Source organism: Nonomuraea rhodomycinica, from assembly GCF_013363995.1.
Classification (GTDB): Bacteria; Actinomycetota; Actinomycetes; order Streptosporangiales; family Streptosporangiaceae; genus Nonomuraea; species Nonomuraea rhodomycinica.
The window spans coordinates 18,073-35,968 of sequence record NZ_JABWGO010000012.1 but is presented as its reverse complement, the minus strand read 5'-3'; the positions used below and the strand labels follow the sequence as shown (position 1 = coordinate 35,968).

General features: G+C 73.5%; 18 protein-coding genes and 3 tRNA genes. 9 read left to right on the top strand and 12 right to left on the bottom strand.

Annotated elements, in window-relative coordinates:
- Positions 1-51 precede the first annotated feature (51 nt).
- Positions 52-360, top strand: a complete 309-nt coding sequence (locus HT134_RS35605; RefSeq protein ID WP_175604883.1) for a hypothetical protein — start codon at positions 52-54, stop codon at positions 358-360.
- A complete protein-coding gene (locus HT134_RS35600; protein WP_175604882.1) occupies positions 357-842 on the top strand; it encodes a GNAT family N-acetyltransferase in 486 nt (161 codons plus the stop codon). Before HT134_RS35605 ends, HT134_RS35600 begins: the two co-directional genes overlap by 4 nt.
- A gap of 77 nt (positions 843-919) precedes the next feature.
- Here the strand turns inward: HT134_RS35600 and HT134_RS35595 are convergent.
- The 4 genes from HT134_RS35595 to HT134_RS35580 all read right to left on the bottom strand — a co-directional run bounded on the left by HT134_RS35595 (position 920) and on the right by HT134_RS35580 (position 1,884).
- Positions 920-994: transfer RNA gene (locus HT134_RS35595), tRNA-Val, on the bottom strand.
- A gap of 1 nt (position 995) precedes the next feature.
- Positions 996-1,069, bottom strand: a tRNA-Cys gene (locus HT134_RS35590).
- 13 nt (positions 1,070-1,082) lie between these two features.
- Positions 1,083-1,154: transfer RNA gene (locus tag HT134_RS35585), tRNA-Gly, on the bottom strand.
- 94 nt (positions 1,155-1,248) lie between these two features.
- On the bottom strand, positions 1,249-1,884 hold the full coding sequence (locus HT134_RS35580; RefSeq protein ID WP_175604881.1) for an ACT domain-containing protein: 636 nt from the start codon (positions 1,882-1,884) through the stop codon (positions 1,249-1,251).
- Positions 1,885-1,966: 82 nt separating this feature from the next.
- Here HT134_RS35580 and dusB point away from each other — a divergent pair, with 82 nt between their 5' ends.
- Entirely contained in the window at positions 1,967-3,076 is a 1,110-nt protein-coding gene (dusB, locus tag HT134_RS35575; protein WP_312888681.1) for a tRNA dihydrouridine synthase DusB, read from the top strand.
- A gap of 14 nt (positions 3,077-3,090) precedes the next feature.
- Here the strand turns inward: dusB and HT134_RS35570 are convergent, their stop codons facing one another.
- Positions 3,091-3,870, bottom strand: coding sequence for a phytanoyl-CoA dioxygenase family protein (locus HT134_RS35570; RefSeq protein WP_175604880.1), 780 nt, complete (start codon positions 3,868-3,870; stop codon positions 3,091-3,093).
- Positions 3,871-3,911: 41 nt separating this feature from the next.
- Here HT134_RS35570 and HT134_RS35565 point away from each other — a divergent pair, with 41 nt between their 5' ends.
- Together HT134_RS35565 and HT134_RS35560 are read left to right on the top strand one after the other, a co-directional pair.
- Positions 3,912-5,234, top strand: a complete 1,323-nt coding sequence (locus HT134_RS35565; RefSeq protein WP_175604879.1) for a helix-turn-helix domain-containing protein — start codon at positions 3,912-3,914, stop codon at positions 5,232-5,234.
- A gap of 52 nt (positions 5,235-5,286) precedes the next feature.
- Complete coding sequence (locus HT134_RS35560; protein WP_175604878.1) at positions 5,287-6,057, top strand: hypothetical protein; 771 nt, start codon at positions 5,287-5,289, stop codon at positions 6,055-6,057.
- A gap of 21 nt (positions 6,058-6,078) precedes the next feature.
- Here HT134_RS35560 and HT134_RS35555 read toward each other — a convergent pair whose 3' ends face one another.
- Positions 6,079-6,708 (bottom strand): alpha-ketoglutarate-dependent dioxygenase AlkB, encoded by a 630-nt coding sequence (locus tag HT134_RS35555; protein ID WP_175604877.1) that lies wholly within the window; start codon positions 6,706-6,708, stop codon positions 6,079-6,081.
- Between the two features lie 306 nt (positions 6,709-7,014).
- On the opposite strand from HT134_RS35555, the gene HT134_RS35550 reads away from it, so the two are divergent.
- Positions 7,015-8,259, top strand: a complete 1,245-nt coding sequence (locus HT134_RS35550; RefSeq protein ID WP_312888680.1) for an MFS transporter — start codon at positions 7,015-7,017, stop codon at positions 8,257-8,259.
- Between the two features lie 44 nt (positions 8,260-8,303).
- On the opposite strand, the gene HT134_RS35545 is transcribed toward HT134_RS35550, so the two are convergent.
- Positions 8,304-9,617, bottom strand: coding sequence for an FAD-binding oxidoreductase (locus HT134_RS35545; RefSeq protein WP_175604876.1), 1,314 nt, complete (start codon positions 9,615-9,617; stop codon positions 8,304-8,306).
- A gap of 225 nt (positions 9,618-9,842) precedes the next feature.
- Here HT134_RS35545 and HT134_RS35540 point away from each other — a divergent pair, with 225 nt between their 5' ends.
- Positions 9,843-11,357: a glycoside hydrolase 5 family protein gene (locus HT134_RS35540; RefSeq protein WP_175604875.1), complete on the top strand. Its 1,515-nt coding sequence runs from the start codon at positions 9,843-9,845 to the stop codon at positions 11,355-11,357.
- Between the two features lie 24 nt (positions 11,358-11,381).
- Here HT134_RS35540 and HT134_RS47890 read toward each other — a convergent pair whose 3' ends face one another.
- The 5 genes from HT134_RS47890 to HT134_RS35515 form a co-directional block, all read right to left on the bottom strand.
- Positions 11,382-12,122 carry a CGNR zinc finger domain-containing protein gene (locus tag HT134_RS47890; RefSeq protein WP_312888679.1) on the bottom strand — a complete coding sequence of 247 codons (741 nt, stop codon included), beginning with the start codon at positions 12,120-12,122 and terminating at the stop codon, positions 11,382-11,384.
- 39 nt (positions 12,123-12,161) lie between these two features.
- Complete coding sequence (locus HT134_RS35530; protein WP_175604874.1) at positions 12,162-13,211, bottom strand: WD40 repeat domain-containing protein; 1,050 nt, start codon at positions 13,209-13,211, stop codon at positions 12,162-12,164.
- Positions 13,212-13,216: 5 nt separating this feature from the next.
- Positions 13,217-14,224 carry a hypothetical protein gene (locus HT134_RS35525; protein WP_175604873.1) on the bottom strand — a complete coding sequence of 336 codons (1,008 nt, stop codon included), beginning with the start codon at positions 14,222-14,224 and terminating at the stop codon, positions 13,217-13,219.
- Positions 14,225-14,309: 85 nt separating this feature from the next.
- Positions 14,310-14,672: a DUF2203 domain-containing protein gene (locus HT134_RS35520; protein ID WP_175604872.1), complete on the bottom strand. Its 363-nt coding sequence runs from the start codon at positions 14,670-14,672 to the stop codon at positions 14,310-14,312.
- A gap of 43 nt (positions 14,673-14,715) precedes the next feature.
- Positions 14,716-15,396 carry a GntR family transcriptional regulator gene (locus tag HT134_RS35515; RefSeq protein WP_175604871.1) on the bottom strand — a complete coding sequence of 227 codons (681 nt, stop codon included), beginning with the start codon at positions 15,394-15,396 and terminating at the stop codon, positions 14,716-14,718.
- A 94-nt stretch (positions 15,397-15,490) separates the two neighbouring features.
- Here HT134_RS35515 and HT134_RS35510 point away from each other — a divergent pair, with 94 nt between their 5' ends.
- Positions 15,491-16,795, top strand: a complete 1,305-nt coding sequence (locus tag HT134_RS35510; RefSeq protein WP_175604870.1) for an MFS transporter — start codon at positions 15,491-15,493, stop codon at positions 16,793-16,795.
- 102 nt (positions 16,796-16,897) lie between these two features.
- Positions 16,898-17,830 (top strand): SPFH domain-containing protein, encoded by a 933-nt coding sequence (locus HT134_RS35505; protein ID WP_175604869.1) that lies wholly within the window; start codon positions 16,898-16,900, stop codon positions 17,828-17,830.
- The last annotated feature ends 66 nt before the right edge of the window (positions 17,831-17,896 follow it).

Here is a 17,896-nt window from a genome sequence, read left to right as displayed (position 1 = left end):
GGGCGCACGGATGGCATGCTGTAACCCCCGGCGATCATGAGGAGACCAGCGATGCGCCCTCCCGGCACGCAGCCCGCCGCCCGGCACACCCCGCTCAGCGCGGAGGAGAAGGTCCGAGCCGAGGCCAACTTCGTCCCCCTCGTCGCCGAGCACCTCAGGTCCGGCGGCCGGTTCCGGGTGAGCGCCGACACGCCGGAGATGGTGGAGCTGTTCCAGGGCGTGGCCCGCAGGGTGGGCGACCTGCTCGGGCGTCCCGTGGTCAGCTACGCCAACGGCCGGTACATCGTGATCGCCTTCGGCGAGCAGGCGACGACATCCGATGGTGCCGGGGGCCGGCCAAGGTCATCCTCTGAGGCATGACGAAACCCGTGCGGGTCCGCCCCGCGACGCCGGCGGATGCCGCCACCTTGGCCGAGCTCAACGACTTCGTGCACGCCCTCCACGTGGAGAACCGGCCCGACTTCTTCCGCACGCCCTCGTCGGCCGACGAACTGGTGCCGATCTTCCGCGCCTTCCTCGAACGCGAGGACACCTTCGGGTTCGTCGCGGAGTCCGCGGGACGTGCCGTCGGCTACGTCACGGCGACCGTCCGCCGGCACCCGGGAGACGCGCTCGTGCACCCCCGGAACGTGATCTTCGTGGACCACATCGCCGTGGATCCCGCCCTGGCCCGCGCCGGAGTGGGCACGGCCCTGGTCGAGTCGGTCCGCGCGGCCGGCAGGGAGGTGGGCTGCACCCGCATGATGACCGACGTCTGGGCCTTCAACGAGCGTGCGCTGGCCTTCTTCGAATCCGCCGGTCTCGCCCGCATGACGTACTGGCTGGAGCAGCCGCTGGAGTGAGCGACCCGGGACAGCGAAAAACCCCAGTCTCCCGGCTTCCGCCGTGAGCTGGGGCTTCGTTCGCCATGAAGTCGGCGTGGTGGACGATACTGGGATTGAACCAGTGACCTCTTCCGTGTCAGGGAAGCGCTCTCCCGCTGAGCTAATCGTCCTTGGAGGTGGAGACGGGATTTGAACCCGTGTGGACGGCTTTGCAGGCCGCTGCCTCGCCTCTCGGCCACTCCACCGAGGCCAACTCCGAGCGGAAGACGGGATTCGAACCCGCGACCCTCACCTTGGCAAGGTGATGCTCTACCACTGAGCCACTTCCGCGTTGCCCGACTACTCTAGCGGGTTTTCCGACCGGATGCTCACTCCACGCGCGCCCGGAGCGCCGCGAAGGCTCTTCGGGGAGCGCCGCGAGGGGCTACTTGCGGAGCTGGCGGGCCACGCTGCGCTCCGTCGCCGGGAGGCTGAGGAAGATCTCCAGGATGCGGGTGAGCCGGTGGACCTCGATGCGGTGGAAGGCCGGCCCGTCGGAGCGGGCCAGCAGCAGGGTGAGCGCGAGCGGCGGCAGCGGCGCGTGGATGACGTGCAGGCCGCCCTCCAGCGTGGCCGCCGCGGGGCGGGGCGGCACGGTCTCCGGCAGCGGCACCTTCTGCGGCGCCCGCCAGCTCGCGTACAGCACGCCGTGCTCGGCGGCCGTGGCCGCCCAGTCGGCGCTGAACAGCACGGGCAGCGAGTCGACGAGGGTGGTCAGCGCCCGGTCGCCGGCCGTGGTGATGTACTTGAGGATCTCCAGCTCGGGATAGGTGCCGGGCGCCTCGCGGGTGGTCCAGACGCCCTGGACCGCGACGCCGTCGATGCCCTCCAGGCTCTTGCGCAGGGCGTCCTTGGGGGTGCCCTCGGGGCAGAACACGGTGATGTCGTCGACCGCCTGCCCCGCGCCCCGGTCGAGGACGGTGACCTGGGTGATGTCGGCCCCCGCCGCCCCGAGAACCCGGGTGACCTCGGCCAGCGACCCCGGACGGTCGGGCAGCGCGATGCGGACGCGAAGCAGCATCCTTCCCCTCCCCTGCGAAGATGCCGTTCCCAGCCTATCGGCGAATACCGGTCATGGCCGGACCTGCGCTACAAATGTCCAGGTGAAGATTGGGGCGATGGGGGTGTGGCCGCCGGTCGTGCTGGCGCCGATGGCGGGCATCACGAACGCGCCGTTCCGGGTGCTCTGCCGCGAGCAGGGCGGCGGGCTGTTCGTGTGCGAGATGATCACCACGCGGGCGCTGGTCGAGCGCAACCCCAAGACGCTCCGGATGGTCAGGTTCGCGGAGTCGGAGTCGCCGCGCAGCATCCAGTTGTACGGGGTGGACCCCGACACGGTCGGCCGGGCGGCCAGGATGATCGCCGAGGAGGACCTGGCCGACCACATCGACCTGAACTTCGGCTGCCCCGTGCCCAAGGTGACCCGGCGCGGCGGCGGCTCGGCCCTGCCGTACAAGCGGCATCTGCTGCGGCGCATCCTGCGCGCGGCCGTCGCGAACGCGGGATCCCTGCCCGTGACGATGAAGATGCGCAAGGGCATCGACGACGACCACCTGACCTACCTCGACGCGGGCCGCATCGCGGCCGAGGAGGGCGTCGCGGCGATCGCGCTGCACGCCCGCACGGCCAAGCAGCACTACGGCGGCGTGGCCGACTGGTCGGCGATCGCCCGGCTGAAGGAGGCCGTGCCGGAGATCCCGGTGCTGGGCAACGGCGACATCTGGTGCGCCGACGACGCGCTGCGCATGGTCGCCGAGACCGGCTGCGACGGCGTGGTCGTGGGACGCGGATGCCTGGGCCGGCCGTGGCTGTTCCGCGACCTGGCCAACGCCTTCGACGGCAGCGCCGAACGGGCCCGGCCCACCCTCGGCGAGGTGGCCGCGATGATGGCCCGCCACGCCGAGGGGCTGGTGGAGTGCTTCGACGTGGAGCGGTACGCGGTGGCCGACTTCCGCAAGCACGTCGGCTGGTACCTCAAGGGCTTCGCGGTGGGTGGCGAGCTGCGGCGGGAGCTGGCCTCGGCCGAGTCGCTCGACCAGCTCCGCGAGGGGCTCGCGCGGCTCGACCACGACCAGCCGTGGCCGCCGAACACCGACACGCCGCGCGGCAAGTCCGGCGAGCGGGGCAAGGTGCAGCTGCCGGACGGCTGGCTGGACGACCCGTGGGACGGCGCCGTGCCCGACGACGCCGAGTCCGACACCTCCGGCGGCTGACCCGGCCCCGGCGGCTAGTGCGGGCCGGTCGTGTCCGTGCCGCACGGGCCGCCGCCGACGGCGGGCTCCAGCGCGACGGGCTCGCCGGACATCGTCAGCGTCGGGTAGTGGACGGAGATCCGCTCGGCGGAACGGCCCGCGTAGTGGCAGATGAAGCTGCGCCTGAAGCGGTCGGCCGTGGTGTTGGGCCCCGACCCGTGGACCAGGCTGCCGTTGAAGAACAGCACGTCGCCGGGCTCCATGTCCACCGGCACGGCTTCCAGGCCGGGCGGCGGCGGGACGTACTCCCGGGTGAACGACACATCCAGATCAGCCTCTTCCGGGCAGAACAGGTCCATCTTGTGCGTGCCGGGCACCACCTCCAGGCCGCCGTTCTCCCGGTCGATGCGGTCGAGCGCGATCCAGGCGGCCACGCAGGTGCCCGGCTCGACCTTGAGGTAGAAGTTGTCCTGGTGCAACGCCTGCCCGCGCGCGCCCGGCGGCTTGAAGTAGAACATGCTCTGGGCTGCTATCGGCTCCTCGCCCAGGAGCTCGCGCAGGATCTCCGCGATGCGCGGGTCGAGGAGGCGGCGCAGCGCGAGGTCGTTCACCTGGTGGGGGTGCATGACGCGCGGATAGTCGCGCAGGATGTCGTACGGCTGGCCGGGCTCCTGCGGCCTGGGCTGGAAATGTCCCGGTATGGGGCCTGCGGCGTGCAGGTCCATGAACGCGTCGCGCAGCTCGGCGGCCTCGGCGGCGGTGAAGAGTCCGGGCACGACGGCGTACCCCTGGTCGTGGAAGGTGGTGAGCGTCATGCTTCTCACGCTAGGAAGCAAGGCCGGTGAAAGGTATGCCCGTGACCGCTGACGACATGTCCGTTCCTGCCGCGGAGCTGATCATCGTGGGCCACTTCGACCGGGCGCCGGGGTACGTCACGCGCCGGCCGGGCGGCTCGCCGAGCTGGCTGGTGATGTGGACGCAGGCGGGGTCGGGGCTGGTGGAGCAGGGCGGCGCGTCGTTCACGGCGGGGCCGGGCGACCTGGTGGTGCTGGCCTCGGGCGCGGCACAGCACTACCGGGTGGCGCCGGGGGCGGAGCGGTGGCGCTTCTGGTGGGCGCACTTCCAGCCGCGCCCGTCGTGGCCGGGGTGGCTGGCGCCGTACGCGCGGGCGGCGGGCTGCCACCTGGTGGCGGGGGTACCGGTCGCCCTGCACGAACGGCTCGACCAGGCGTTCCGCCGCGCGCTGCGCGACGCCCGCTGGCTTCCCCCCGCCGACCCCGCACGGCCGGACGCCACCCGTCTCGCACGGCGGGACGGCGCCGACCTCGCACGGCCGGACGGCGCCGATCTCGCACGGCGTGAGGTCACCGAGCCGGCGGGGGCGCGTCATGCGAGCCCCACCGGCCCCGGGTCACCGGCGGGCGGTGCCGGGTCACCGGTCGGCGAAGCGGGGCCGGTGGCAGGGCGGAGCGCGGCCCCAGGCGGCGCGGAGGCATCACGTGGCGAGCAGACGTCAGGCGGTGCGGTGAGGGCCCGGGTTGGGGACAGAGCGTGGGCCCCGGAGACGGCGTCGGACGCCGGGACGGCGCTGGACGCGGAGATGGAGCGGGACGCCGGGACGGCGCTGGACGCGGAGATGGAGCGGGACGCCGGGACGGCGCTGGACGCGGAGATGGAGCGGGACGCGAGTGGGGCCGTGGCCGGGTCGGCGGCGGCTCGGGAGCTGGTGCTCGGCGCGGTCGAGGAGGTGCTGGTACTGGCCACCGCCTCGGCCCGCCGCCCCGGTGACGGCGACGGTGGCGGCGACGGTGGCGGCGGTGGCGGTGACGGGCGGGGCGGCGACCCCCGGGTGCGCCGTGCGCTCGCGCTGATCGCCGCCGAGCCCGGCGCCCCGCACTCGGTCGCCTCGCTGGCGCGCGCCGTCGCCCTGTCGCCGTCCCGCTTCGCGCACCTGTTCACGTCCGAGACGGGCGCGCCGCCGATGCGGGCCGTCCGCCAGGCCCGCATCCGGCACGCGGCCCGCCTCCTCGAGGCCACGGACATGGACGTGGGCCAGGTGGCGACGGCCTCCGGCTTCGTCAGCCCGTTCCACTTCAGCCGGGCGTTCCGGCAGGAGTACGGCCTGCCGCCCCGCGCGTACCGGCGGACCCGCCAGGAGGCGGACCGAGCGGGCTCCTGACACGGTGGCCGATTCGTGATCATGGTCTGGAACGATCTCACGCATGAAAATCATGATCACTGCCATCGTGGCCGGCGGGGCCCTGCTGGTGAGCGCCGCTCCCGCCCAGGCCGCCCCGGCCCGGATCGCCGCCAAGGACCCGATCAGCGCCCTGAAGGCCCGCCTGGTCCCCGGCCACGGCGTCCGCTTCACCGACACCACCACGGTCAAGGCTGACGACGGCGACGCCGGCCTCCTGCAGCGCACCGGCACGTTCCAGTTCTCCAGGAAGGGGATCGCGGCGTCGGACATCACCGCCAAGTGGTCCGCCGGGACCGGTCGTGAGGACGAGATGCCCGAGCGGACCATCAGCATCGGGAAGGTCAGCTACGACCGCAGCGAGATGTGGAAGGACAAGATGCCGCCGGGCAAGACCTGGTACCGCTCCCGCGGTCTGCCCGGAGGCGGTGGCGGCTTCTACGGCCAGGTGATCAACCCCGCCGAGCCCGGCACGCTCGCCGTCCTGCTCAAGAAGGGCAAGCGGTCCGGCGCCACGCTCAAGGGCACGATCACCTTCAAGGAGCTCGCCAAGGTGTCGCCGTGGTTCGACGCGTCCGTTCCGATCCGTTCCGACAACGCGGCGAAGGTGTCCTACACCGTCACGTTCGACGGGACAGGGCTCGCCGCCAAGGTGACCAGCTCGTACCCGGCCAACGCGGTCCTCGACACCTCGGCGCTCGACGGCAAGACCATGACCATCGAGTCGCGCTTCACCGGCTGGGGCCGGAAGGTGTCCGTCAAGGCACCGGACCCGGACACCGTCACCACCAAGGTCTCGGACTGACCCCTCGCCGGAGACACCCGGTCAGCGGACCCCTCGGGGTCGGAACTGGATGCTGATGCGCGGCCCCGTTGGCCGGGTGGTCTTGGGCACGGCGTGCTCCCAGGTGCGCTGGCAGCTCCCGCCCATGACGATGAGGTCGCCGTGGCCGAGGTCGTGGCGCAGGGAGTGGCCGCCGCCGCGCGGGCGCAGCAGCAGGGGCCGGGGGGTGCCGACCGAGATGATGGCGACCATGGTGTCCTCGGTGCTGCCCCGGCCGATCGTGTCGCCGTGCCAGGCCACGCTGTCGCGGCCGTCGCGGTAGTAGCAGAGCCCGGCCGTGCGGAACGGCTCGCCCAGCTCCTCCTCGTAGTGCGCGTTGAGCGCGCGCCGCGCGTCGTCGAGCACCGGGTCGGGCAGCGGCTCGTCCTCCTCGTAGAACTTGAGCAGCCGCGGTACGTCCACGACCTTGTCGTACATCCACCGCCGCTCGCCCTTCCAGGGCACGCGCTCGGCCAGCCGCTCGAACAGCGTGTCGGCCCCCGACAGCCAGCCCGGGCGCACGTCGATCCACGCGCCGTGGTCGAGCTGTGTCCGGTGCACGGTGGCGCCGAGCGCGCCGACGGCGACGTCCTCGTCCAGCCCCAGCAGGGACGCCTGGAAAACACCCCTCATGACACCGAGTGTAGGCCAGCCTTCAAACATCCTTTCGACTAGCCCTCGCCACCTGCTCTTTTCCGCCGCCGCGGACGCCCGCGGTCCCGTAGGGACGTGCGCGATCCCCGGGGGCGGGGCGCGGCATCCGTGCCCGGCCGGTCCGCACGGCACGCAGCCCGCGCGGACCGGCCGGGCGCCCACCGGACGCCCGGGTGTCCCGCCAGTATCCGGCACGGGCCGCTGACCTGCCCAGTACCGGAGCCGCGCGATTCCGGGCGCCACCCGGGTTCCGCCCTCCGACGATGACCATGTAACGTCCTGTCGGTGATAGCCCGTTACATGTTCGGTGCGATCACGGCCCGCACGGGGGACGAGATGTCCGGTCCCGCGCTGCTCGTGGCCGGACTCGCCCTCACCGGGTCGCCCGTGGTGGCGTCCTGGCTGCTGGCCGGGCTGACCGCGTCGGCCGCGGTCGGCGGGCCGCTGCTCGGGGTGCTGCTCGACCGAGCCTCGCACCCCGGCCGGATGCTCGCCGGCTGCCTGCTGGGCTACACCGCGGGCCTGCTGGTCGTGCTGCTGGGGCTGGGCCACGTGCCCGACGCCGCGCTGGTCGCGGTGGCGGTGCTCGCGGGCCTGCTCGGGCCGGCGCTCACCGGCGGCTGGACCGCCCAGCTCCCCCTCCTGGCCCCGGCCGGACGCCTGGAGCGGGCCAGCGCGCTCGACGCGATCAGCTACAACGCCGCGGGCCTGGCCGGGCCGGCCGTGGTGGCGGGGGTCGCGGCGGCGTGGGGCGGGCAGAGCGCCATGGTGGTGTCGCTGGCGCTCCTGGTCGCGGCGGTCCCCATCGCGTACCGGCTCCCCGCGAGGGCGCACCGCGCGACCGGCGCGGACGGAGAGGGGATCCGGCGGGAGCTGGCCGCCGGGTTCACCGCGATCGCGCGCAACGCGCCCCTGCGCCGGGCCACCGTGACCTCGATGGTCTCCTACGCGGGCGTCCCCATGTTCGTCGTCGCGGCGCCGCTGCTGGGGGCGGCTCTGGCGGGGGCGGTGGCGTACGGGGCGCTGCTGCTGGCCCTGACCGCCGGCGCCGCGCTGACCGCCAACGCCGTCCTGGCCCGGCGGCGCCGCACGTCGCCCTCCCCCGACACGATCCTGGCCGCCGCGACGCTGCTCCTCGGCGTGGCGCTGGCGCTCGCGGCCGTCGCGCCGCACCTCGCGGCCCTGGCGCCCCACCTCGCGGCCCTGGCGCCGCACCTCGCGCCGGCGCGGCCCGAGCCGTTCACGGCGGCCTTCGGGGTGGCGGCGCTCGCCGCCGTGCTCGCGGGCGTGGCGGAGGGGCCGCAGCTCACGGCCCTGCTGGCGGTACGGCACCGCGAGGCTCCGCCGCAGCAGCGGAGCCAGATCTTCACCACGGGCGCCAGCCTCAAGATCACCTCGTTCGCCGCCGGTTCCACGGTGGCGGGCCCGCTGGCCGCGCACGACCTGGGCGCCGCCCTCCTGGCCGGGGCGGGGCTCCAGGTCGCCGCGGTGACGGCGTACGCGCTGCTGTCACGGCGCCCCCGCCCCTGACGGGCGCGCGGACGGCGCCGCGCGCCCGCCCCGTCCCCCGGAGGTCAGGCCAGGACGGGGAAGTTGGCGCGGAACACCTGCCCCGGGTCGCGCGACTTCTTGATCTCCCGCAGCCGCGCGAGCGTCTCGGCGGGGAACGCCTGGGCGGCGTCCTCGCCGGGAACCAGGAACGTGTACGGCTTGCGCCCGCTGACCCGCTCCCCGAGCCGCCGCACGATCTCCTCCTGCCTGGCCGGCACCGCCTCGGCGAGCCCGGGCAGCCGCAGCCCGAGCAGGTACAGCAGGTACGGCTCGGCCAGCGCGCCGCTCGCGCCCCCGGCGGGGCGGGCCTCGGCCAGCGCCCCGCCCAGGTGCCTGACATGGAGGTTCAGCAGCGGCGCCATCGGCTCGGACGCGAGGACCTCCAGCACCGCGTCGTCCACGCCGGTCAGCAGCTCCGCCCGCGACAGCGACGGGCTCGGATCGACCGGTTCGTCGGCGATGCCGCCCAGGTCGGCGACGTCCATGACCGCGCGGTTGTCGGACAGGACGCCGCCGATCCTCTCGAACGGCGCCAGCAGGTCCCTGGCCTCCGCCGCACCGCCCAGGTACGTCACGTCCACCGTGACGATCGCGGGCGCGGGAGGCGGCGGCTGCACGCGGTTGACCCACACCGACAGCTCCTCCGGCGCGCCCGCCGTGACCTGGCGGAACGCCTCGAAAACCTCCCCGGCGCGCTCCCCCGGCCACACGAGCCGCCCGCCGTACAGGATCGGCAGCGGGAACAGCTCCAGCTCGACGGCGGTGATCAGCCCGAAGTCCCCGCCGCCGCCCCGCAGGGCCCAGAACAGGTCGGCGTCGGAGTCGGCGGTCACCCGGACCTGCTCGCCGCCGGCGTCCACGACCTCCAAGGCGCGCACGGAGTCGGCGGCCCACCCGTGGGCGCGGCCGAACCACGACAGCCCGCCCCCGGCCACGAACCCGCCCACGCTCACCACGGGCGAGCTGCCCGCCAGGCCGGCCAGGCCGTGCGCGCCGGTCTCGGCCAGGACCCGGCCCCATCGCGCGCCCGCGCCCACGCGGGCGACCCGCGCGGCCGGGTCCGTCTCGACGCCGTCGAGACGGCCGGTACGCAGCAGGATCACGCCCTCCACGTCACCCGAGGCGCCGTGGCCCGAGGGCTGGGCGGCGATCGTCAGCCCCGCGTCGCGGGCGTGACGCACCAGGGCAGCCACGTCCGCCGCGTCCTCGGCCTCGACGACCGCGGCCACCGGCTGGGGCACGCCCACCGTCCACGGACGGCTCGCCTCCTCGAACCCGCCGTCACCAGGGAGGAGCACCCTCCCCTTGACGACATCCCGCAGGCTCTTGCTCGTCATGTGTTCCTCTTCTCCTCACGTGTCCCTCGGGTGATCTTCGCGTATCACTCGGGAGACAGAGCGGGTCTCGCCCGCGCGATCGTGCTGTCGAGCACATGACGGAGCCGAGCGGGAAAGTGTGACCGCCGCGTTCTGGGCGATCAGCGAGGAGATCAGCGAGGAGATCAGCGGGACAAATGCCCCATAAGCGCATAATCTTCCGTGCTGTCGATGGGAGCTGACCGCATGAAACGTGTCCTACTCGTCCTGGCCGTTCTCGCCGCCGGCCTGGGCGCCGGCCTGGGAGTCACCCCCGCCGCCCAGGCCGCGGGCGGGACCGTGGTCCTGAAGTTCTATGACACGGCGGGCAACGGCACCGAACTCAGCGCCACCCAGGTCAAGACCGTGATGCACGGGAGCGGCGGTTCCGACAGCGACGCGCTGGTCGACCCGGTCACGCTGGAGGACGTCAAGGGATATCCGCTGTACAAGAGCGGTTCGCCGGCCCGGTGGCGCTTCGACATCCCCCGCCAGGCCGTCGCGTTCGCCGTGAACTGGCCGACCAGCCGCGGCTTCTCGACGGTCGTCGTCGACAACGGCGGCGCCGGGTTCACCGCCGGCCGGACCCTGGTGTTCAACCAGCAGGCGGCCGAGGACGCCAAGCGGCGGCTGGACGCGGCCCTGGCCGCGCGGCCCGACTACGTCCGCTCGGCGGCGTTCACCGCCGCCCTGGCCGACGCCGTCACCAACCTGAACGCGGCCGACGCCGCGACGACCGACGCCGACCGCGGCAAGTACGGCCAGCGCGCGCTGAGCGCGGTCAACACGGCCAACGACCTGCTCCTCAGCGAGTACGGCCCGGCCTACGCCAGGGCCCACGACACCCAGCCGTGGATCGGGCTCACGGTCGACGACATCGCGTCGCACCCGAACTGGGCCGCCCTGGCCAGGACGCACACGCAGCCGTACGGCTGGGTCAGGATCGTGTTCGACCCGATCGCGGACCACGGGAACGTCGAGCACTACCGCGGCGCCGTGCAGGCGGCCCGCGCCGCGGGGCTGCACGTGATCGGCCAGCCGATCGACTCCACCTTCGCCAACCGCTACACGCGGGCGGAGTACCTGGCCAGGGTCAAGGCCTACGTCGACGCCTACCCGGGCATCGAGGCGTGGGAGGTGGCCAACGAGGTCAACGGCTGCTGGGTCGACAGCCGCACCGACGCCAAGGGCGACTGCGTGGACGAGCTGGTCGACCCTGACGACCGGATCAGGAACAAGATCGCCGACGCCGCCGCCTACGTGCGCTCCAAGGGCGCCAAGGTGGTCGTCACGCTCTACTGGCAGCTCGGCACCGACGAGGCCCGGTGGTCCACCTTCACCTGGGCGCGCGCCAACCTGCCCGCCTCGACCAGGCGGGACATCGACGTGGTGACGCTGTCCACGTACGTGGAGGACGCGCCCATGGGCCTCGCCTTCGACCAGGTCATGCGGGCGCTGCAGGCGGAGTTCCCGGACCAGAAGGTGGCGGTCGGCGAGCTGGACTACTGGAGCGACGACACCACCAAGGCGTTCTGGGCCTTCGACGAGAGCGACCCGCTCGCCGGGCGGCGCGCCGTCGCCGCGCACTACTACGCCGCCTCCCTGGGCTACCCGCGCAGCGTCGGCGGCGCCTTCTGGTGGTACTTCATCCAGGAGCTGCCCGGTGACGCCGGCCTGCAGAAGGCGATCCGCTCAGTGGTGGACCGGCTCACCCTCACCTGAGCCCGAGGGCTTGGGTGAGGGCGGTCAGGCGCGGGAGCGGTGGGCGGCGACGCGTTCGCGAGTGGCGCAGCGGGCGCTGCAGTAGCGGCGCGGGCTGCCGCCCCCGAGGTCGAGATACGGCCGGCGGCAGCCGGGCGAGGCGCACAGCCCGCCGGGCACCCGCTGGTGGTCGGCCAGCAGCACCGCCAGCGCCAGCGCCGACGACGACAGGAACCACTCCGCCCACGGCGCGTCGTCACGGCTGTCCACGTGCAGGTGCCACGGGCTCGTGCCGCCGTGGCGGGTGAGCCGGGGCGCCCGCGCGGTGTCGTCGAGCACCTGGTTGAGCAGCCGGGCGGCCTCGTCGGCACCGGGGGCGGCGAGCACCTCCACCAGCCGGGCCGCCGCCTCCCGCATCGCGGCGACGTCGTCCTCCGTGAGGTACGGACTCATCCCCACCCCGCCGCTCGCGGCCTCAGGAGACGCGAGAGCCCCCACCTCAGGAGACGTGAGAGTCCCGGCCTCCTGAGGCACGGGAGGCGCTCCCCCGTCGCGCGGGCCGGCGACGGCGGACGAGGACGAGACCCGGTCGGCGACAACGGACGAGACCGGGCCGGGGACCGGGACGACCGTCTCGCCGTGCGCCCGCAGCACCTCCGCCACCGCCTCCACGGACGCCCCACCGGACGGACCGCCGGACGGACCCCCCGGCGGCTCCCCGTACAGCAGCACCACGCACAGGTCGACCGCCCGCGCCGCCATCGCCTTGGTGGAGTGAACCTTCACGCCCGCAGCGTATGCCCGCCCCGCCCCGATCGACGCCCGTCACCCGCCGCACGCGGCGAAGACGAAGGTGTCCTTCAGCAGCGCGTACCGGTCCCTGATCGTGACCTTGCCCGTGCCGGTGTCGATCTGCGCGATCGACACCGTGTCGGGCTTGCTCGCGTGGTAGCCCACCAGGTGCACCGTGACCTGTGAGGGCCCCGTCCAGTCCACCATCTCGACGTCGCCGGCCGGCAGCTTCACCTTCAGCCGGGCCGTCACCTGGTCGGTCGCCATGTCGTACAGGGCCAGGCTCCGCTTGGCGACCAGCGCCGCGACCGTGCGGCCGTCGCCGGACAGCGCCTGCGGGCCGTTCGAGGCGACGAGCTGCGGGGGCGTGACGCGGGTCAGCTCCTGTCCCGCGTCGCTGTAGGCGACCAGGATCTGCGAGCCCTCGTCGTCCTCCGACCCGGCGAGCACCTCGCCGCCGTCTGCGCTGAAGCCCTTCAGCTCGTACGCCGACGGGATCGTGCCGATCCGCTCCCCCGTCCCGGTGTCGAACACTCGGGTGTCGCGCGCCTTGTCGCCGCTGAAGGACACCGCGAGCCGGGAGCCGTCGTCGGAGAGCCGGAGCATGGTCTCGTACTGCGCCACCTTGGGCAGCGCGTTCTCCGGGAGCAGGCTGACCCCGCCCCCTAGGGCGCGCAGGGCGAGGCGGCCCTGCTTGGTGTAGTACGCGAGCCGCTGCCCGTTGCCGCTGACCGCGACCGGCGCGGCCACGCCGGTCGCCTTCCGGCCCTTGGCGTCGCGGGCGATCGTCTGGGCGTCGGGCAGCGTGCCCCGCGCGCCGCTGTGCATCACGACGCGCCAGGCGCCGCACGGGCGCGGTTCGCCGCCCTTGGGCCGGCAGCCCTTGATGGAGACGTACCGGACGCTGTCCTGGCCGTGGCCGGTGTGGGCGTGCGGCGGCTCGAGCAGCGCGCCGGCCGCGACCGGCGTCACCGGGGCCGCCAGCGCGGTCGCGGGCGCGGCCAGAAGGGCGGCGAGCCCGAGCGCGGCCCCCACCGCGACGCCCGTCCCCCGGAGCGTTCCCCTGGCGTTCTCGTTCCTCATCGCCATCACTCTCCCGCCACGTAGAAGGCGTACCGGTCCTTGCCGAGGGTGTACCTGTCGTTCTGCCGGACCGCGCCCGTGCCGGGGTCGGCGGTGAGCACCCGTACCACCGCCGGCCTTCCCACGTCGTCGGTCGTCGTCGTGAGGACGAGCCGCCCGTCGGCCGTCCACCGGGCGAGGTACGGCGAGGCGGACGGCTTGAGCGCCAGCTTCACCGTGTCGTGCAGCTCGCCGCTGTCCAGGTCGTAGATCCGCAGCCGCGGCGGACGCTTCGCGTCCGCGTCGCCGTCGATCAGCACCGCCACGGTCCTGCCGTCGGCGGCCAGGGCCAGGGTGGCGGCGTTGGCCACGACCTGGGGCGGCGTCCTGCTCGTCGAGCCGCCGCCGAGCCGGTGGGCGACGAGCGCCGTGGTGTTGTCGCCGGGGAAGCGACGGGCCAGCACCTCGTCGCCGTCGCCGCTGAACCCGGCGGGCTCCTCGGCGGCGGGCAGCTCGGTGACCTTGCCGGTGGCGATCGTGACGACCTTGGTGGGACGGCGGTCCGCGTCGTCGTCGTAGCTGACGAGGAGCCGGTCGCCGGCCGGTGAGAGGGTCAGGGTCAGGTCGCCGGTGCCGGTCCCCTTCGGCACGAGCGACCGGGGCAGCTCCTTGACCCGCCCCCCGGCGGCCCCGCGGACGACGACGCGGTGGTCGCGGGCCAGCTCGTAGGCGATGACGCGGCCGTCGCCGCTGATCGCGAAGCGGCCCTCGTCGTCGACGCGGCGGCCCTTGGCGTCGGTCCGGTTGGTCGCGGCGTCGGGGACGGCGAGCGTGCGGCCGTCGGCCATGAGCAGCCGCCAGTGCCCGCAGGCGCGGGTGTCGCCGCCCTTGCTCTCGCAGGACGGGATCCACGCCGCCCTCGCTGCCGCCGATCCGGTGGCGGCGCTGGAGGCGTGGGCGGGGAGCGGCGCGAGGGCCGTCCCGCCGATGATCGCCGCGGCCAGTAATGCGGCGGATGGTGAGATGTGCCTCATGTCGGTGATCCTTCCGTTCACCCCGGTTAGATCCCGGCATGAGGAGTGCGGTTGGTCACATCTCGGCCACGACCCCGGCGCGCGGCTACGGCAGCGGCCTCCGCCCCGCGAAGCCCAGGTCCGTGCGGTGGTACCAGCCGAGCTCCGTCTCGCCCTCGATCCAGCACAGCCGTACGGACACCTCGTCCAGCACGGCCGGGAAGTCGAGCAGGACGGGCGCGATGCCCTTGATCTCCAGGCCCTGGCCGGCCCACCCGCTCAGGATCTCCTCGATGCGCGCCTCCAGCGCCTTGAGCTCGGGGATCCCGCCGAGCGGGGAGGAGCCGCCGGTGCGCCGGTCGTGGGCGAGCTCGGTCATGTCGGCGCGGGCGGCGACGAGCGCGCGGGCGTCCTCGACGATCGCGGGCAGCAGCGCGCGGGCCTCGTCGGGCGTGTAGAGCCTGTCCATGACCGCACGGTAGCGCGCGCCCCCGCCCCCGGCGGGCCGCCGGTCAGGCGTTCGGCTCGTACGCGTGCACGAGCAGCCGCTCCGCGTCGTCGAGGTAGCCGTCGAGGAAGGCCGCCGCCTCGTCCGCGCGCCCGCTCTCCAGCAGCTCCAGCAGGCGGCGGTTGCGTTCGACGAACGGCTCGTGGAAGTCGCGCGGGTTCTTCATGACGTGGAAGACGAGCCGCAGCTCGGCGAGGAGCTGGCGCATGGCCTCGTCCAGCCGCGGGCTCTCGTTGAGGGTGACCAGCGCCTGGTGGAAGCGGATGTTGGCGGTGCCGACGGCGCGCCAGTCGTCGCGCGCGGCGGCCCGCTCGGCGTCGGCGACGGCCTCCTTGATCAGCCCCAGCGCCTGCGGGGTGGGGTTGCGGCGCACGGCCGCGCCCTCGATGACGCGGCGCACGCGGTAGAGGTCGGCGACGTCCTCTGCCGACAGGATCCGGACGAACACCCCCCGGTTGAGCCGGTGGTCGAGCAGGCGTTCGTGGCCGAGCAGCCGGAACGCCTCCCGCAGGGTGTTGCGCGAGACGCCGAGCGCATCGGAGATCGCCTCCTCCGACAGGCGCTGCCCGGGCTCGAAGAAGCCCTCGCTGATGCGCTCGCGCAGGATGTCGGCGACCCTCTCGGCCGTGCTGCTGCGCCCCAGGCGCGAACGGTCTCGTTCGAGATCGGCAACCCCGTGCTCCACGACGCCAATTAATCATCGAACAAACCCCTTGTCGAATTGTTCAACGATTCTTATGTTGAAGACAAAGCCCTTCAATACCGTGGGGAGCGAAGCGATGGCAGGCTCCACCTCCCAGGCGCGTCGGGTGATCGTCGCCAGCCTGGTCGGCACGTCCCTGGAGTGGTACGACTTCTTCCTGTACACGACCGCGGCCACGCTGGTCTTCGGCAAGCTGTTCTTCCCGACCCTGGAACCGCTCAACGCCACCCTGCTCGCCCTGACCACCAACGCCGTCGCGTTCGTCGCCAGACCCCTCGGCGGCATCGTCTTCGGCCACTTCGGCGACCGGGCGGGGCGCAAGACCGTCCTCGTGGTCACCCTGCTCGTGATGGGCGTCTCGACGTTCCTCATCGGCGTGCTCCCCGGGTACGCCACCATCGGCGTCGCCGCCCCGATCCTGCTGGCGGTGCTGCGCTTCGTGCAGGGGCTCGGGCTGGGCGGCGAGTGGGGCGGGGCGGTCATCATGTCGCTGGAGCACGCCGACGACCGCCGCCGCGGGTTCAACGCGAGCTGGCCCCAGGTCGGGGTGCCGGCCGGGTTCGTGCTGGCCACCGCGCTGCTGGCGCTGCTGTCGGCCACGATGACGGACGCGGCGTTCCTGTCGTGGGGGTGGCGGATCCCGTTCCTGCTGTCGGGCGTGCTGGTGATCGTCGGGCTCTGGGTGCGGCTGAGGGTGACCGAGTCGCCGCTGTTCGCGGAGGTGGAGAAGCAGGGGCGGACGGCGCGGATGCCGCTGGTCGAGGTGCTGCGCACCCACCCGCGGGCGCTGCTGTCGGCCTTCACCGCCCGCATCGGCGTGGACGTCGCCTTCTACACCTTCACCGTCTACATCCTCGTCTACGTGACCGGCCGGCTCGGCCTGCCCCGCTCCGTCGGCCTCAACGCGGTGCTCATCGCCTCGGCCCTGCAACTGGCGCTGATCCCGTTCTTCGGCGCCCTGTCCGACCGCCTCGGCCGGCGGCCGGTCTACCTGGCGGGCGTGGTCGGCGCGGCCGTCTGGGTGTTCGCGTTCTTCCCGCTGCTCGACACCCGCTCGTTCCCGCTCATCGTGCTCGCCGCGGTCGTCGCGCTGGTCACGCACGCGGCCATGTACGGGCCGCAGGCGGCGTTCATCGCCGAGCTGTTCAGCACCCGGCTGCGCTACAGCGGCGCCTCCATGGGCTACCAGGTGGCCGGGATCGTGGGCGGCGCCATCGCGCCGATCATCGCGCTCAAGCTGCTCGACGTGTACGGCACGACGCTCGCCGTGTCGGTGTACGTGGTGATCGCGCTGGCCGTCACGGCCGTGGGCCTGGCCATCGCGCCCGAGACCCGCGACCTCGACCTCGCCCACCCCACCGATCTGGCCCGCCGGGGCTGACCCCGGACCCGGCCGGGTCAGGGGCGTCCCGGCCGCACTCCCCCATACCGCCGCGAATGCGCGGGCGGCGGCTGCCACCGCCGCCCGCGCGGGAGGTCCCCCGTGAGAACCACCCTGCTCGTCATCGCCGCGATCCTGTCCGTCCCGGCGCTCGTCGGCCTCGTCACCGGGCTGGAGCGGACCGACGGCGGCGAGGTCGCCGTCGTCCGCGACGGCGGCCCGTTCGACGACAACAAGGTGCGCCAGGTCATCGACCCGGCCTCCGGCCTGACCTGGACCGGCTGGTGGTCGTCCACGCACGGCTACCCGGCCCAGCAGCGCTTCTACACGATCACCGCCGACCCCGGGCGGGCCACCACCCTCGGCGTGGACGTCGTGACGGTGCCCAGCAGCGACGGCGTGAACCTCGGCATCGAGGGCACCCTGTACTTCACGCTCAACCTCGACCACGCGACGCTCAAGACGTTCGACGACAGGTACGGCACCCGCACCTTCCGCGCGAAGGACGCCGCCGCCCTCTACCCGTGGGAGGGCGACGAGGGGTGGAGCGCCTTCTTCGGCCAGGCGGTGCGGCCGGTCATCGACAACGCGCTGCGCTCCGAGATCGGCGCGATGCGGTGCGGCGAGCTGGTCCCGTCGTGCTCGCTGCTGGAGAGCACGGCGCTCAGGCCGCAGAGCAGCAACACCAACCTGGTCAAGGTGCAGAACGCGGTCAACGCCACACTGGCCCGCGAACTGCCCGGCACGCTGGGCGGCGACTTCCTGACCGGGCTGCGGTTCACGCTGGCCAGGGTGACGCTCCCGGCCGAGGTGCAGAAGGCGGTCGACCGGTCGCTGGCCGCGAGCGCCGCCGTGTCGGAGGCCCAGGCCAAGGTGGAGCAGGCCAAGGCCGAGGCCGCGGCCAACCGGGCGCGCCAGGAGGGCTACGACAAGTGCCCCGCGTGCGCCGAGATCGAGAAGCTCAGGTCGTTGCCGCAGGGCATCACGGTGTACGCCCCGGGCAACCCGCAATCGGTTGTGGTCCCGGCCCGCTGATCTTCCCGGGCCGGCCCGCCGATCTTCCTCGGCATGGCCCGCCGATCTTCCCGCTCCCGGCCTGCT